This window comes from Streptomyces toxytricini (assembly GCF_014649915.1).
GTDB lineage: Bacteria > Actinomycetota > Actinomycetes > Streptomycetales > Streptomycetaceae > Streptomyces > Streptomyces toxytricini.
The window spans coordinates 207,249-222,920 of sequence record NZ_BMTY01000006.1; the positions used below are offsets into that span (position 1 = coordinate 207,249).

Here is a 15,672-nt window from a genome sequence, read left to right on the forward strand (position 1 = left end):
AGCTACCTTTCCACCAAACGTTTGTTAGGCGAGGAAGGTAGCAGCCCATGGAGCTCGGCGGGAGGGTCGTGGTGGTCACCGGCGGAACCCGCGGCGTCGGCGCGGGAATCGCCCGCTCGTTCCTCGCCGCGGGCGCGGAGGTCGTCGTCTGCGCCCGCCGGCCGCCCGACCGGCCCGTCGCGGCCGGCGGCCGCACCGCCGCGTACGCGCCCGTCGACCTGCGCGACCCGGACGGAGTACAGCGCTTCTTCGACGACCTCGGGGGCCGGGCGGGGGGCCGCCTCGACTGCCTCGTCAACAACGCCGGGGGAACCCCGTACCGCCCGCTCGGCGAGGGCGCCGCCGAACGCCACGCCCGCGTCGTCCAGTTGAACCTGGTCGCCCCGATGACGGCCTCCCTGGCCGCCTACCCGCTGCTGCGGGAGGCCCGCGGGTCGGTGGTCATGGTCGGCAGCGTCAGCGGCTCCCGGCCCTCACCGGGAACCGCCGCGTACGGCGCGGCCAAGGCCGGCCTGGAGCACCTGGCCCGCTCGATGGCCGTCGAATGGGCGCCGCGGGTCCGCGTCAACACGCTGGTCCTCGGCATGGTCGCCACCGAATCGGCCCACCTGCACTACGGCGACGCGGACGGCGTCGCCGCCGTCGCCGCGACGGTCCCCCTCGGCCGGCTCGCCGACCCGTCCGACGCGGGCGCGGCGGCGGTGTTCCTCGCCTCCGACCGGGCCGCATACATCAGCGGGGCCGCCCTCCTCGTGCACGGGGGAGGGGAGCGCCCGGCGTTCCTGGACGCGTCAACCGCCCACAAGGAGGACTGAGATGAGCAGCGGTACGAGCGAGACGGCGGGTGCGGGCGGCGGGATGGCCCGGGGGAGGGTCGTCGCCGTGACCGGCGCCGGCCGGGGCCTCGGGCGGGCCCACGCCCTGGCGTTCGCCGCGGAGGGCGCCCGCGTCGTCGTCAACGACCTCGGCACCGGACCGGACGGGCGCCCGGCCCCCGGCAGCCCGGCCGCCCGCGTCGCCGAGGAGATCCGGGCGCTCGGCGGCGAGGCCGTGGCGCACGCCGCCGACATCGCCACCACCGCCGGCGCCGCCTCCCTCGTGGAGTGCGCCCTGGCGGCCTTCGGCCGGCTGGACACGCTCGTCAACAACGCGGGCTTCCTGCGCGACCGGATGCTCGTCAACCTCGGCGAGGAGGACTGGGACGCGGTCGTCCGCGTCCACCTGAAGGGCCACTTCCTGCCGCTGAAGCACGCGGCCGCTCACTGGCGGGCGGAGGCCGCGGCCGGCCGCACCCCGGACGCCCGCGTGGTCAACACCTCCTCGGGGGCCGGGCTGGCCGGCTCGGTCGGGCAGGGCGCCTACAGCGCGGCCAAGGCCGGCATCCTCGGGCTGACGCTGGTCGCGGCGGCCGAGCTGGGCCGGTACGGGGTCCAGGTCAACGCGATCGCGCCGGCCGCCCGGACCCGGATGACCGAGGAGGTCTTCGCGCAGGCGATGGCGGCGCCGGGCGAGGGGGAGTTCGACGCGATGGCCCCCGAGAACGTCTCGCCGCTGGTGGTCTGGCTGGGCAGTGGAGCCTCGGCCGGGGTCACCGGGCGGGTCTTCGAGGCGGAGGGCGGCCGGATCACGGTCATGGAGGGCTGGCGGCGCGGCCCCACCGCCGACGCGGGCGCCCGCCGCACTCCCGCCGGGGCGGGCGAGGCCGCCGCGAAGCTCCTGGCCGCGGCCCGCACGCCGCAGCCCGTGTACGGCGCCCGCTGAAGTCCCGCCGGCGGCGGCGGTGGCGGGCGGGGGCCGGCCGGCGGGGAGGGGCGTGCCCGCAGGGCCTGCGCAGGGGAGCCGGACAGCCGGAGCGCGGCGGTGCGGGATCGTATGGCGCGGGTGCCGGAGGCGGAGGGGCGCGAATCGGCCCCGGCCCCCTGGCGAGGGGTCGGGACCGGTCCGGCACTCGTGCGATGGGGTATCACTACCCACGCCGCACCCCCGCCGAACCGCCGCGGCCCGCAAAGTTGGGCCGTGCGGGCGTACGGGCCCGGCGGGGGAGGGAGCCCCGTACGACCGGATCCCGTCATCCGGCAGCCGCCCGGGCGGAGGCGGCGGCGGGCGCCGGGCCGGGGCCGGGGTGCGGAAAGCCGTGTTCGAGCGGGGTGGGCCGGGGCCCCTCGGGCGCCCGGCGCGCACCCTGCTCCGCAGAATGTCCGAAAACGGGTCCTTGATGTCCGCACACCGGCGGGTGTGACATGTACGTGTCATTCACCCGATGGCACGCACAGCCCAACCCCCCACGAAAGGCAGTGTGTTGACCGTGTCCTCATTCGGCACGTTCCTCAAGCGCGCCCTCGCCGCCGGCGCCGTCGCCCTCGCCGCCGTCAGCCTCCAACCCGCCGGAGCCCACGCGGCCCCCGCCCCCGTCGTCGGCGGCACCCGCGCCGCACAGGGCGAGTTCCCCTGGATGGTCCGCCTCTCCATGGGCTGCGGCGGCTCGCTGCTCACCCAGCAGATCGTCCTCACCGCCGCCCACTGCGTCGGCTCCAGCGGCAACAACACCTCCATCACCGCCACCGCCGGCGTCGTCGACCTCAACAGCTCCAGCGCGATCAAGGTCAGGTCCACCAAGGTCCTCCGCGCCCCCGGCTACAACGGCCAGGGCAAGGACTGGGCCCTGATCAAGCTCGCCCAGCCGATCAACCTGCCCACCCTCAACATCGCCGAGACCAAGCAGTACGACAACGGCACCTTCACCGTCGCCGGCTGGGGCGCCGCCCGCGAAGGCGGCAGCCAGCAGCGCTACCTGCTCAAGGCCAACGTCCCCTTCGTCTCCGACGCCGCCTGCCAGAGCGCCTACGGCAGCTCCCTCGTCCCGAGCGAGGAAATCTGCGCCGGCTACGACCAGGGCGGAGTCGACACCTGCCAGGGCGACTCCGGCGGCCCCATGTTCCGCCGCGACGCCGCCGGCGCCTGGATCCAGGTCGGCATCGTCAGCTGGGGCCGCGGCTGCGCCCGCGCCGGATACCCCGGCGTCTACACCGAGGTGTCCACCTTCGCCTCGCAGATCAAGACTGCGGCGGCCTCCCTCTGACCCACGGCCCCGCACGCCCCGCCCTCCCGGCCCCCGCGGGCCCGGGAGGGCGGGGCACCTTCCTGCCCGGCCGCGGTCCGGAACCCCGTACGCCGCCGGGGCCCTGGCACCCCCACCCTGGCCCGGTCCCGGCCCGGGGCCCCGTACGCCGTCCCGGGCCGTCTCATCCAGCGGCTGCCCCGAGACCCGCCTGCACCCTCCACGTATTCTCGGGAACCATGAACAACAGCCCCGCCGAGGCGCCCGACGACAACGTCACCGCCGAGCTGGCCCGCCTGCGCGACAGCATCGACAACATCGACGCCGCCGTCGTCCACATGCTCGCCGAACGCTTCAAGTGCACCCAGCAGGTCGGCCACCTCAAGGCCCGCCACCACCTGCCGCCCGCCGACCCCGCCCGCGAGGCCAGCCAGATCGCCCGCCTGCGCCAGCTCGCCGAAAACGCCAAGCTCGACCCGGCCTTCGCCGAGAAGCTCCTGGGCTTCATCATCGCCGAGGTCATCCGCCACCACGAGACGATCGCCGCCCGCGAGGACTAGCCGGGGTCTGCCGTTCGGACCAGGCCGGGCTCGCGGGGACCGGTACCCGCGCCGGCCGCCTCGCCACCGGTCGCCCCCTGTTCCGGCCTGATCCAAAAGACAGACCCCGGCGCCACCGCACGCGACGGCCCGGGCCCACCCGTCGGGCAGCATGGGCCCATGCCCGCACTCACCCGCAGCGAAGCCGAGGCCCGCGCCCGCCTCCTCGACGTCCACCACTACACCGTCACCCTCGACCTCACCGGCGACGGCGACACCTTCGACACCACCACCCTCATCCGCTTCACCGCCCGTGCGACCGGCGACACCTTCGTCGAACTGAAACCGGACGAACTGCGCTCCGCCGCACTCGACGGCACCCCCCTCGACCCGGCCGGCCTCACCGGCAACCGCCTCCCCCTCACCGCCCTCACCGCCGGCCCCCACGAGCTCCGCCTCGACACCCGCATGCGCTACTCCCGCACCGGCGAGGGCCTCCACCGCTTCACCGACCCCGCCGACGGCGAGACGTACCTCTACACCCAGCTCTTCCTCGACGACGTCCAGCGCGTCTTCCCGGCCTTCGACCAGCCCGACCTCAAGGCCGTCTTCGAGTTCACCGTCACCGCCCCCGCCCACTGGACCGTCCTCGCCAACGGCACCACCACCCGCACCGGCCACCGCGACACCGACGGCGCCGCCGTGTGGACCTCCGCCCCCACCCCCCGCATCTCCACCTACCTCGCCGCCGTCGCCGCAGGCCCCTGGCACAGCATCCGCACCGAACACGCCGGACTCCCCTTCGGCATCCACTGCCGCAAGTCCCTCGCCCCCCACCTCGACGCCGACGCCGACGAAATCCTCGGTACCATCACCGCCTGCTACGACCGCTACCACGAGAAGTTCACGGAGCCGTACCCCTTCGACTCCTACGACCAGGCCTTCGTCCCCGAATTCAACGCGGGCGCCATGGAAAACCCCGGCCTCGTCACCTTCCGCGACGAATACGTCTTCCGCTCCGCCGTCACCGACTCCGAACGCCAGCGCCGCGCCAACACCATCGCCCACGAAATGGCCCACATGTGGTTCGGCGACCTCGTCACCCTCCGCTGGTGGGACGACATCTGGCTGAACGAGTCCTTCGCCGAATACATGGGCTACCAGACCCTCACCGAAGCCACCCGCTTCACCGGCAGCTGGACCGAATTCGCCATGGAGCGCAAGCCCTGGGGATACGACGCCGACCAGCGCCCCTCCACCCACCCCGTCGCCCCCGACCCCGACGCCGTACCCGACACCGCCTCCGCCCTCCTCAACTTCGACGGCATCTCATACGCCAAGGGCGCCTCGGCTCTGCGCCAACTCGTCGCCTGGATCGGCGAGAAGGACTTCCTCGCCGGCATCAACACCCACTTCACCCGGCACAAGTTCGCCAACGCCTCCCTCGCCGACCTCATCGACTCCCTCGCCGCCCACACCGACCGCGACGTCCACACCTGGGCCGCGACCTGGCTGCGCACCACCGGCGCCGACACCCTCACCTCCCGCGTCCGGGAAGGCCACGGCGGCTGGACCCTCACCGTCGACCGCAACGGCAGCCGCCCCCACCACATCGCCCTCGGGCTCTACGACCGCGACCCCGGCGACAGCCGCCTCCACCTCCGCGAACGCCTCACCCTCGACCTCCCCACCGACGAAGTCCTCTCCGCCGCCGGCCCCCGCCCCGCCCTCCTCGTCCTCAACGACGGCGACCTCGGCTACGCCAAGGTCCGCCTCGACGACACCTCCGTCGAGACCGCCCTGCGGGGCATCTCCGCCGTCCCCGACCCCCTCACCCGCGCCGTCGTGTGGAACTCGCTGCGCGACATGGTCCGCGACGGCGAACTCGAACCGGCCGCCTACCTCGCCACCGCCGAAGCGCACCTCTGCCACGAACCCGACCTGGCCGTCGTCCAGGGCGCCCTCGCCTTCGCCCGGCACCACATCGCCGACCGCTACCTCACCCCCGACCGGCGCACCGAGGCCCTCACCACCCTCACCGGCATCGCACGCGACCTGCTGCGCCGCACCGAAGACGGCTCCGACCCCGGGCTGCGCCTGTCCGCCGTACGCCTCCTCATCGACAGCGCCACCCAGCCCCACACCCTCACCACCTGGCTCGACGACGGCACCGTCCCCGGCGGCCCCGAACTCGACCCCGAACTGCGCTGGCGCATCCTCGCCCGCCTCGCCGTCCTCGGCGCCGCCACCCCCGCCGACATCGACGCCGCCCTCGCCGGCGACCCCAGCGCGACCGGCCGCGAAGGCGCCGCCCGCTGCCACGCCTCCCTCCCCGACCCCGCCGCGAAGGCGGCCGCCTGGGACCGGCTCTTCCACGACGACGACCTCTCCAACTACCTCTTCACCGCCACCGCCCGCGGCTTCTGGCAGCCCGAACAGGCCGACACCGTCGCCCCGTACGTCCCCCGCTACTACACCGAAGCCACCGCACTCGCCGCCCGCCGCGGCCCCGCCATCGCCGAAGCCGCCGCCCGCCACGCCTTCCCCGCCCACGCCGTCGACCCCGACCACCTCGCCACCGGCCGCGCCGCCCTCACCGACCCCGCCGTCACCCCCCGCCTCCACCGCGGCCTCACCGACCAACTGGACGACCTGTCCCGAGCCCTCCACGTCCGCACCGCCAACCCCTGACCGGCAGCAGGGGGCCGCCACCCACGCGGGGGCGGCCCCCTGCCCCTCAAACACCAGGCACTCGACTCGCTGTCCTGCCGGCGCGACCGGTCGAAGAAGCCGGCCCGGACGCCACGGGCTCCCGAGACCTCGGCATCGACAGCAGCCGCACCGACCAGCCGTTCCGCGAGGCCGCCGCCCAGGACGTCCATGACCTTCCGCGCCGTCGGCGCCCCGCACATCGAGGTCCGGCCCACCGCCCTCCACCGGTACCCGCCCGGCCGGAAACCAGGAGACGGGGCACCCTCGCCAGGGCAACCCTGGCCGGCGAGGGCGCCGAACACCTTGAGCGCAAAAGAACTGCTGGTCAGCGCGCCGGACGCATGACCGGTGAGAAGTTGTCCCGACGGGTGGCGCACCGCCGGGTCGGCGGGCGGCCCGGGGCGCCCAAACCTGCGGGAACGGGCCGCTCGGGGCGTCGGTACCGGTACCGGTCCCGCGCGCCGCGCACCGGTACGTCGCCATGCTCCCGCGTAGTCGGGAGGTCCGTCGGCCCGCCGTCCGGTCCGCCCGTCACCCCGGGCCTCGCGGCCCGCACCGGTCCACCGCCCTCTGCCGCCGCCGACCCGCCGCCACGTGCCCGTCCCGCCGGTCGGGGCCGCGGTGTGCCGGGGGCCCGGTTACTCCGTTCCGGTCGGATCGTTGTATCGGCGGGTGCTCCCGACGCCACCGCTGCCGGTCGCGCCCCGATGCCAGGGGCCCCGTACAACAGGGCCGGCCGCCCCGTACCGCCCGCCCCCGGGAGGACCCCATGACCGCGCCGCCCGGACCGCCGCTGCCCCCGCTCGCCGGAGGCACGGACGGCCCCGACGCCCTGCGTCCGCTCCTCGACACCGTTCTCGACGCCCTCGCCGCCGGGGCCCGCGCCAGGTCCGGGCCCCTTCCCGCCGGCGGCCCGGAGGCCGTCGGCGCCGACGTCACCGCCGCGCTCGGGGCGCTCCTGCCCGAGCGCGGCACCGGCCCGGACGAAGCGCTCCGCACGCTCGTGGGCGTCCTGGCGCGCGGCGCCGCCGACCCCGCCCACCCGCTGTGCGCCGGGCACCTCCACGGGCCGCCCCTCGCCGTCGCCGCCGCGGCCGACCTCGCCGCCTGCGCCCTCAACCCCTCCCTGGACTCCTGGGACCAGGCCCCCGCCGCCTCCGCCGCCGAAGCCCTCCTCACGCGCACCCTGGCCGCCGAGCTCTACCCCACCGCGCAACCCGACGCCCTCATCACCACCGGCGGCACCGAAGCCAACCAGCTCGCCCTGCTGCTCGCCCGCGAACGCCACGGCCCCCGCCTCACCGTCATCCACGGAGCCAACGCCCACCACTCCATCCCCCGCGCCGCCTGGCTCCTCGGACTGCCTCCCACGACCGCCCTTCCCACCCCGGCCGGCGTCCTCGACCCCCGTCACGTGCACGACCTCCTCGCCCGCACCCCCGGACCCGCCCTCGTCACCGCCACCGCAGGCACCACAGACGCCGGGCTCATCGACCCCCTCGACGCCCTCGCCGACGTCTGTGCGCACCACGGGGCCGAACTCCACGTCGACGCCGCCTACGCCGGCCCCCTCGCCCTCACGCTGCGGCACCGACATCTCCTCGCCGGCCTCCACCGCGCCCAGTCCATCACCATCGACCTGCACAAACTCGGCTGGCAGCCCGTCCCCGCCGGCCTCCTCGCCGTCCCCGACACAGCCCACCTGAGCCCGCTCGCCCACCAGGCCGACTACCTCAACGCCGCCGACGACACCGAAGCAGGCCTGCCCGACCTCCTCGGCCGCTCGCTGCGCACCACCCGCCGCCCCGACGCCCTCAAGATCGCCGCCACCCTCCGGGCCCTCGGCCGCGACGGCCTCACCCGCCTCATCGACCACACCCTCGGCCTCGCCCGCCACCTCGCCGAGCTCGTCGACGCCCACCCCGCCTTCACGCTCCACGCACCCCCCACCCTCACCACCGTCCTCTTCCGGCCCACCCGCGCCACCGACGCGGAGACCGCGGACCTCCGCCGCGCCCTCCTCCACGACGGCCGCGCCGTCCTCGGCCGGGCCACCGCCGACGGCCGCCTCTGGCTGAAAGCGACGCTCCTCAACCCGCACACCACCCCACAGGACCTCACCACCCTCCTCACCCTCCTGGAAGGCAGCACCCCCCGATGACCGCCCACCTCGATGCACCCCACGACCTCGTCGGAATCGGCATCGGTCCCTTCAACCTGTCCCTCGCCGCCCTCGCCGACGGCCTGCCCCGCCACGGAGCCGCCCCCCTCACCACCGCCTTCTACGACGAACGCCCCCACTTCCGCTGGCACCCGGGGCTCCTCATCGACGGCACCACCCTCCAAGTCCCGTACCTCGCGGACCTCGTCACCCTCGCCGATCCCACCAGCCCCTGGAGCTTCCTCAACCACCTCAAGAACAGAGAGCGCCTCTACCCCTTCTACTTCGCCCAGCAGTTCCACATCCAGCGCACCGAATACGACGCCTACTGCCGCTGGGTGGCCGAAAGCCTCCCCGGCCTCCACTTCGGCCACCAGGTCGACGCCGTCCGCTGGAACCCCGAGCACGACCTCTTCGAGATCGACTACACCCGCCTCGGCAGCCACGGCGAAGCCGAAGCCCTCGGCCGCACCCACGCCCGCCACCTCGCCCTCGGCATCGGCACCGCCCCCCACGTCCCCGACCCGCTCCGCCCGCTCGCCGAAGCGCCCACCGTCCCCGTGATCCACTCCGCGGACTACCTCGACAACCGCACCCGCATCCTCGGCGCCGACCACATCACCGTCATCGGCTCGGGCCAGTCCGGAGCCGAGATCTTCCTCGACCTCCTCCGCGCCCGCCCCGCAGGCCGCGAACGCCTCACCTGGCTCGCCCGCACCCCCTCCTTCGCACCCATGGAGTACAGCAAGCTCGGCCTCGAACACTTCACCCCCGACTACACCCACTACTTCCACGCCCTCCCCGAGCCCGTCCGCGACCGCCTGCTCCCCGCCCAGTGGCAGCTCCACAAGGGCATCGACACCGCCACCATCGCCGCCATCCACCACGAGCTGTACAGCCGCAGCCTCCACGGCGGCTGGCCCGACACCGTCCTCACCCCCGGCGTCACCGTCCGCACCGCAGGCCGCATCGCCACCACCAAAATCGAACTGCACCTGGAGCACGCCGACCAGGGCACCCGCTCCCGCCTCACCACCGACGCCGTCGTCCTCGCCACCGGCTACCGCGAACGCCCCCTCCAGCGCCTCCTGGCCGGCCTCGACCCCTACCTCCGCAAGGACTCCTCCGGCCGGCCCCGCGTCGACCGCAGCCACCGGATGGTCCTCGACCCCGCCGTCACCGGCACCGTCTTCGTCCAGAACGGCGAACGCCACACCCACGGCGTCGGCGCCCCCGACCTCGGCCTCGCCGCCTGGCGCAGCGCCACCATCCTCAACACCCTCACCGGCGCCACCCCCTACCCCCAGCCCGCCCGCACCGCGTTCACCACCTTCGGCCTCGAACCCCGCCCGGAACCGCAACCCCAGCCCACCGTCGAACTCCGCCCCCTCGCCGACCACGCCTGAGCCCCCGGACACCCGACCGGCCGGGACCCGGGCCCCGGCCGGAAAACCATGCGGCGCTCCAACCGGACAGACCTAGACTGACGAGCGGAAACACGGCGGGGGAGCAGTCATGCAGACGGATGGACACGCGAGCGGCGCGGGGGACGGCCCTCTGGCCGCCGCCGCCAGGGCCGGCGACAAGCTCCGCGTGAAGCAGATCCTGGAGGAACGCGACGGCCGGCCCTACGAGGGCGCCGACGACGCGACCGCAGCCTTCACCGCGGCCGTCCAGGCCTTGCACACCGACATCGCCGACACGCTGCTCAGACTCGGCGCCCAGCCCGGCGAAGTCGACCCGGACGCGCTTCCGTCGCTGCGCGAGGCCGTCGACTTCGGCTCGCCCGGACTGGTCGACGTCCTCACGCGCACCGGCCTGCGGGACAGGTACCCGACGCCCGAGCTGATCGGCATGCGGGATCTCGCACGTGCCTGGCACGAGGCCGGTACCGAAGCCGAGCTGCGCCGCCGCACCGGCTCGTCGGACGCCATCGCCCGCACCCGCGTCCAGGACGACGAGTACTACACCGTCGGCGAACTCACCCTGGGCGGGATGACCGTGCGGGACGGGCACGGGGCGATCCTCACCCGTCTCGAGGAGGTGCTCGGTATCCGCACCTCGTGCGAAGAGCTCATCGCCCGCGCCCTGGAACGCGACGAGGACCACACGGCGTGGGGCCGAGCCGCGATCGAGCTCTCCCACCGGCGGGAGAAGGAAGTCTGGGCCGCCGCCGAATCCCTGCGGGCCGACACGGACCCCTTCCGCCGACTGTTCGGAGCCGAACTGATGCGGCTGTTAGAACTCTTCGCCGACAGCCACGACGAGGAGTTCTGCGTCCTCGCGGTTGCCGCCCTCACGGACTGGTCGGCCGAGGAGACGAACAGTGCCGTCCTCGCGGAGGTGCTGTACGGCCTCTTCTCGTATCAAGGGCCTCGTGCCGAAGCCGCCCTCCTGGCGCATCTCGGCCACCACGAGCCCGGCGTCCGGCGAGCGGTGGCCGCCGGCCTCGGCACGCCCCTGGACCGCAAGCACCTCTCCGACGGGGCCCGCGAGGGACTCCTGAGGCTGATGAACGACCTGGACACCGGCGTGACGATCGCAGCCTGCCGCAGCGCCGCCGACGTCGCGAACGGCGATCCGGAACTGACCGACGCGATGGCGGCCCTCCTAGACCACCCCGAGCGCCAGGTCCGGCTCGAAGCCGTCCACGGTCTCGCACTTCACGAAGACGAACGGTGCGTGGAAGCCGCGAACCGGCTCGGACCGCCGCGCCCCGGCTTCCACGAGGAGGAGTACTACTGCCTCGAAGCAGCGTGGCGGTACGAATGGCACCGCGAGAAGAAGGCACGGACCTGACCAGACGCGCATCCTGCCGGCGCATATGTCAGGGCGGCGACGGTGGCCCGGTCCGGTGCCGGCGCCGAACGCCGCCACCGGACCGGGACGCCGCTAGAACACCGGCACGCCGGCCCGCGTCAGCCGCCACCCCACCGACGCGAACCCCGCCGGATCGACCGTGCCCTTCGCCTTCACCCACGAAATGATCGTGTTCCGGATCTCATCCGAGTTCGCCCACACCTGCTTCGCCCCCGCCACGTGCGGGAACGCCCCGCCGCCCGACGCCCGGTAGTTGTTCACCGCCAGCACGAACCGCTCCTGCGGGTCCACCGGCCGCCCCGCGAACGACAACCCGGTGATCCGGGAGCCGACCGGCTGCGCGATGTCCACGTCGTAGACCAGCCCGTACACGGCGTCGTAGTTGTAGTCCGGAATCCCCTCCGCGTTCGTCAGCTTCGCCGGGTCCACCACCGCGTCCGGCGCCGTCCGCACGAAGTACCGGGCCGAGTACTCCAGGTACTCCTTCACCTGCGCACCCGTCAGGACCCGCGCCTCCAGCGTGTTCTCGAATGGGTACAGGCCCGCCGCGTCCCGCAGCGTCACCTTTCCCTGCGGGATCACCGCCGTCCGCGAGAAGCACGACGCCTGCGACAGCACCGGCAGCGCGGCCCACTCCGTACCGGCCAGCGCCCCCTTCACCGTCTCCGCCTGCACGTGGTTGATGAGGTCGATGATCGGGACGTCCTTCACCGGGCCCTCCGCCGACGACATCGCCTGCGTCGACGTGCCGATCACCTGGTTGACGTACTCGACCACCTTCCGGTGCTCGTCCGACAGCAGCCGCACGATCTTCGGGTCCTCCGGCACCGTGTTCGAGTTCAGGACCTTCGCCGACACCGAAGCCACCGACCAGCGGCCCCGCTCCCACGACAGCTCGAAGTCGAACAGCGTCAGCCGCTGCCCCCACTTCAGCGGCTCCGACAGCACCACGTCCTTGCCGGTCGCCTTGTTCCGCACCCGGTACTCCGGTATCTCCGTGTGCGCGTGCCCGACCAGGATCGCGTCGATCCCCGGCACCTGCTCCGCGACCAGGCCCGCCGCGTTCTCCACGTACGGCAGCTGGTCCCCGTACGACGACGTCCCGCTCGACCCGGAGTGCGCCGACACGATCACCACGTCGGCGCCCATCGACCGCAGCCGCGGCACGTACTTCGCCGCCTGCTCCTCCAGGCCGGGGAACGCCATCTTCCCCTGCACGTGCGCCTTGTCCCAGATCGCGATGCCCGGGTTCGTCAGGCCCAGGACCGCCACCTTCACGTCCCGCCCGTGCGGAGTCCGCAGCCGGTGCATGCTGTACGGGGGGAACGCCGGCCGCAGCGACCGCGCGTCCACCGCGTTCGCCCCGAGCAGCGGGAAGTCGCACTGCTCCTGGAACTTCCGCAGCACCGGGATGCCGTAGTTGAACTCGTGGTTCCCCAGCGCCGCCGCGTCGTAGCCGATCGCGTTCATCGCCTGCGCCATCGGATGCACCGGACCGCGCCGCGCGGTGATCGGGTCCACCTTGGCGTAGTAGTACGAAAGCTGCGTCCCCTGGATCGTGTCACCGGCGTCGATCAGCAGCGTGTTGCGCCGCCCCTTCTCCGCCCGCACCTGCTCCACCAGCGTCGAGATCTTCGCCAGGCCCACGTCGTTGTGCGCCTTGTCGTCGAACTCGCGGTCCGTGAAGTAGTCCCAGTTGAAGACGTTCCCGTGCAGGTCCGTCGTCCCCATCACCGTGAACGCGTACGTCCGCCCCGGCCGCGATCCCGGCGCCGACGGCGCCGCGGCCGCCGGCGCCGCAGCCGCCCCCGTCCATGCCACTGCCGCACCCGTCACGGCAGACGAGCCCAAAAACGCCCTGCGGTCCAACCCCATACCGAACTCCCTGAGAGACGCACTGACCACGCTGACGACACCGACAACGCGCGTAGATTCTGACCCATCGGTAACAACCGGCAACACCCCCTCCGCACTCCGACTCCCCGCCACCCCGCCTCCGGAGTGTCAGAGTTGAACCCATGACCACCGACACCGTGCACCAGCCCTACGGAACCCCCGACACCCCCCGCATCGCCGTCCGCGGCGAAGCACACCTCGAAGTCGACCCCGAAATCGCCCGCATCGGAGTCACCGTCACCGCGCGCGGCACCGACCGCCGCACCGCACTCGACGACCTCACCCGCCGCAACGCCGCCACCCTCGACCTCATCAAGACCTACGGCGACGCCGTCGAAAAACTCGAAACCGGCGCCTTCTCCATCACCCCCGAACCCACCCGCCACGGCCGCGGCGAACGCATCCGCGCCTACCACGGCCGCGTCCACATCACCGCCGAACTCACCGACTTCACCGCCCTCGGCGAACTCACCACCCGCCTCGCCGACCTCGAACTCACCCGCGTCGACGGCCCCTGGTGGGCGCTGCGCCCCACGTCGCCCGCCCACGCCGAAGCGCGCCGCCAGGCCGTCCTCGACGCCGTCCAGCGCGCCCGCGAATACGCCGACGCGCTCGGCGCCCGCCTCGCCGCCCTCGTCGAACTCGCCGACCTCGGCGCCGAGAACGCAGCCCCCATCGCCATGGCCGCCCCCGCCGGCACCATGCGCGCCATGGCCTTCGGCGCCGCCGAGGAAACCGCCCCGCCCCTCGACCTCGAACCCCAGCGCCAAACCGTCTACGCCCAGGTGAACGCCCGCTTCACCATGACCCCGCCGAGCCTCTGACGGACCGACGGAAAACAGCGCGGAAAACCGTACGAAAACCCACCCCGGGGGTGCTCATCAGAGCACCCCCACGCACATTCAACAATTGTCAACAACCCTTCGCCAAAGCGTTGTTGGGCAGACATCGGAAGCCCACTGCCTACCGCCGGGTAGGGCATACGCTCGCCTCATGCGCCGAGCAAAAATCGTATGTACCCTGGGACCCGCCACCGACTCATACGACCAGATCAAAGCCCTGGTCGAAGCCGGAATGGACATCGCCCGCCTCAACCTCAGCCACGGCACCTACGCCGAGCACGAGGAGCGCTACCAGCGCGTGCGCAAGGCCTCCGACGAGACCGGCCGCAGCGTCGGCATCCTCGCCGACCTTCAAGGCCCGAAGATCCGCCTCGGACGCTTCGCCGAAGGACCCGTACTCCTTGAACGCGGCGACACCTTCACCGTCACCGTCGAGGACACCCCCGGCGACCGCCACACCTGCGGCACCACCTACAAGGGCCTCGCCGCCGACGTCACCCCCGGCGAACGCATCCTCGTCGACGACGGCCGCGTCACCCTCGAAGTCACCGCCGTCGACGGGCCCCGCGTCCGCACCCGCGTCATCGAAGGCGGCATGGTCTCCGACCACAAGGGGCTCAACCTCCCCGGCGTCGCCGTCTCCGTCCCCGCCCTCTCCGACAAGGACATCGACGACCTCCGCTGGGCGCTGCGCACCGGCGCCGACGTCATCGCCCTGTCCTTCGTCCGCACCGGCCGCGACATCGACGACGTCCACCGCATCATGGACGAGGAAGGCCGCCGCCTCCCCGTCATCGCCAAAATCGAAAAGCCCCAGGCCGTCGAGAACATCGACGACATCGTGGCCGCCTTCGACGGCATCATGGTCGCCCGCGGCGACCTCGGTGTCGAAATGCCCCTGGAGCAGGTCCCGATCGTCCAGAAGCGCGCCATCAAGCTCGCCAAGCGCAACGCCAAACCGGTCATCGTCGCCACGCAGATGCTCGACTCGATGATCGACAACAGCCGGCCCACGCGAGCCGAGGCCTCCGACGTGGCCAACGCCGTCATCGACGGCACCGACGCCGTCATGCTCTCCGGCGAGACCAGCGTCGGCAAGTACCCCGTCGACACCGTCAAGACGATGTCCCGCATCGTCGAAGCCGCCGAAGAGGACATCCTCGCCAAGGGCCTCCCCCCGCTCACCGAGCGCAGCAAGCCCCGCACCCAGGGCGGAGCGGTCGCCCGCGCGGCCGCCGAGATGGGCGACTTCCTCGGCGCCAAGTTCCTCGTCGCCTTCACCCAGAGCGGCGACACGGTCCGCCGCCTCTCCCGGTACCGCTCACCCATCCCCCTCCTCGCCTTCACCCCCGACGCCGCGACCCGCTCCCAGCTCAACCTCACCTGGGGCGTCGAGACCTTCCTCGGCCCCCACGTCGACTCCACCGACGCGATGGTCGCCCAGGTCGAGGAAGAGCTCCTCCGCATCGGCCGCTGCGTCCCCGGCGACACCGTCGTCATCACCGCGGGCTCGCCCCCCGGCGTCACCGGCTCCACCAACCTCGTCCGCGTCCACCACATCGGCGACCCCGTCCGCTGACGCGCACACCAGGCACCCCGCACGCCCCCGCCACCACCTCCGGCGGGGGCGCCCGCACGTCCCCT

At 73.2% G+C, this 15,672-nt stretch carries 11 protein-coding genes; 10 read left to right on the forward strand and 1 reads right to left on the reverse strand.

What is annotated here, in order from left to right; all coding sequences use genetic code 11:
* Positions 1 to 47: 47 nt before the first annotated feature.
* From IE170_RS09910 to IE170_RS09945, 8 genes are all read left to right on the forward strand, one after another.
* Complete coding sequence (locus tag IE170_RS09910; protein WP_189808935.1) at positions 48 to 815, forward strand: SDR family oxidoreductase; 768 nt, start codon at positions 48 to 50, stop codon at positions 813 to 815.
* A gap of 1 nt (position 816) precedes the next feature.
* Positions 817 to 1,761, forward strand: coding sequence for an SDR family oxidoreductase (locus IE170_RS09915; RefSeq protein ID WP_189808936.1), 945 nt, complete (start codon positions 817 to 819; stop codon positions 1,759 to 1,761).
* Positions 1,762 to 2,260: 499 nt separating this feature from the next.
* Entirely contained in the window at positions 2,261 to 3,079 is an 819-nt protein-coding gene (locus IE170_RS09920) for a serine protease (protein WP_189808937.1), read from the forward strand.
* A gap of 218 nt (positions 3,080 to 3,297) precedes the next feature.
* Positions 3,298 to 3,618, forward strand: coding sequence for a chorismate mutase (locus IE170_RS09925; protein ID WP_189808938.1), 321 nt, complete (start codon positions 3,298 to 3,300; stop codon positions 3,616 to 3,618).
* 159 nt (positions 3,619 to 3,777) lie between these two features.
* Positions 3,778 to 6,288 carry an aminopeptidase N gene (pepN, locus tag IE170_RS09930; protein WP_189808939.1) on the forward strand — a complete coding sequence of 837 codons (2,511 nt, stop codon included), beginning with the start codon at positions 3,778 to 3,780 and terminating at the stop codon, positions 6,286 to 6,288.
* Between the two features lie 790 nt (positions 6,289 to 7,078).
* Positions 7,079 to 8,470 carry a pyridoxal phosphate-dependent decarboxylase family protein gene (locus tag IE170_RS09935; RefSeq protein ID WP_189808940.1) on the forward strand — a complete coding sequence of 464 codons (1,392 nt, stop codon included), beginning with the start codon at positions 7,079 to 7,081 and terminating at the stop codon, positions 8,468 to 8,470.
* On the forward strand, positions 8,467 to 9,876 hold the full coding sequence (locus tag IE170_RS09940) for a lysine N(6)-hydroxylase/L-ornithine N(5)-oxygenase family protein (protein ID WP_189808941.1): 1,410 nt from the start codon (positions 8,467 to 8,469) through the stop codon (positions 9,874 to 9,876). The genes IE170_RS09935 and IE170_RS09940 overlap by 4 nt, the downstream gene beginning before the upstream one ends.
* A gap of 109 nt (positions 9,877 to 9,985) precedes the next feature.
* On the forward strand, positions 9,986 to 11,269 hold the full coding sequence (locus IE170_RS09945) for a hypothetical protein (RefSeq protein ID WP_189808942.1): 1,284 nt from the start codon (positions 9,986 to 9,988) through the stop codon (positions 11,267 to 11,269).
* A 93-nt stretch (positions 11,270 to 11,362) separates the two neighbouring features.
* On the opposite strand, the gene IE170_RS09950 is transcribed toward IE170_RS09945, so the two are convergent.
* Positions 11,363 to 13,165, reverse strand: a complete 1,803-nt coding sequence (locus tag IE170_RS09950; RefSeq protein ID WP_189808943.1) for a bifunctional metallophosphatase/5'-nucleotidase — start codon at positions 13,163 to 13,165, stop codon at positions 11,363 to 11,365.
* A gap of 143 nt (positions 13,166 to 13,308) precedes the next feature.
* Between IE170_RS09950 and IE170_RS09955 the strand changes: the two genes are divergently transcribed.
* Positions 13,309 to 14,010 carry an SIMPL domain-containing protein gene (locus IE170_RS09955; protein WP_189808944.1) on the forward strand — a complete coding sequence of 234 codons (702 nt, stop codon included), beginning with the start codon at positions 13,309 to 13,311 and terminating at the stop codon, positions 14,008 to 14,010.
* A gap of 169 nt (positions 14,011 to 14,179) precedes the next feature.
* Positions 14,180 to 15,607, forward strand: a complete 1,428-nt coding sequence (gene pyk / locus IE170_RS09960) for a pyruvate kinase (RefSeq protein WP_189808945.1) — start codon at positions 14,180 to 14,182, stop codon at positions 15,605 to 15,607.
* Positions 15,608 to 15,672 lie beyond the last annotated feature (65 nt).

Excerpts from the sequence above, each read along its gene's own strand:
- IE170_RS09915 (WP_189808936.1), top strand. The coding sequence starts at position 817 with ATGAGCAGCGGTACGAGCGAGACGGCGGGTGCGGGCGGCGGGATGGCC.
- IE170_RS09940 (WP_189808941.1), top strand. The coding sequence starts at position 8,467 with ATGACCGCCCACCTCGATGCACCCCACGACCTCGTCGGAATCGGCATC.
- IE170_RS09955 (WP_189808944.1), top strand. The coding sequence starts at position 13,309 with ATGACCACCGACACCGTGCACCAGCCCTACGGAACCCCCGACACCCCC.
- pyk (WP_189808945.1), top strand. The coding sequence starts at position 14,180 with ATGCGCCGAGCAAAAATCGTATGTACCCTGGGACCCGCCACCGACTCA.
- IE170_RS09920 (WP_189808937.1), top strand. The coding sequence starts at position 2,261 with ATGGCACGCACAGCCCAACCCCCCACGAAAGGCAGTGTGTTGACCGTG.
- pepN (WP_189808939.1), top strand. The coding sequence starts at position 3,778 with ATGCCCGCACTCACCCGCAGCGAAGCCGAGGCCCGCGCCCGCCTCCTC.
- IE170_RS09925 (WP_189808938.1), top strand. The coding sequence starts at position 3,298 with ATGAACAACAGCCCCGCCGAGGCGCCCGACGACAACGTCACCGCCGAG.
- IE170_RS09935 (WP_189808940.1), top strand. The coding sequence starts at position 7,079 with ATGACCGCGCCGCCCGGACCGCCGCTGCCCCCGCTCGCCGGAGGCACG.
- IE170_RS09910 (WP_189808935.1), top strand. The coding sequence starts at position 48 with ATGGAGCTCGGCGGGAGGGTCGTGGTGGTCACCGGCGGAACCCGCGGC.
- IE170_RS09950 (WP_189808943.1), bottom strand. The coding sequence starts at position 13,165 with ATGGGGTTGGACCGCAGGGCGTTTTTGGGCTCGTCTGCCGTGACGGGT.
- IE170_RS09945 (WP_189808942.1), top strand. The coding sequence starts at position 9,986 with ATGCAGACGGATGGACACGCGAGCGGCGCGGGGGACGGCCCTCTGGCC.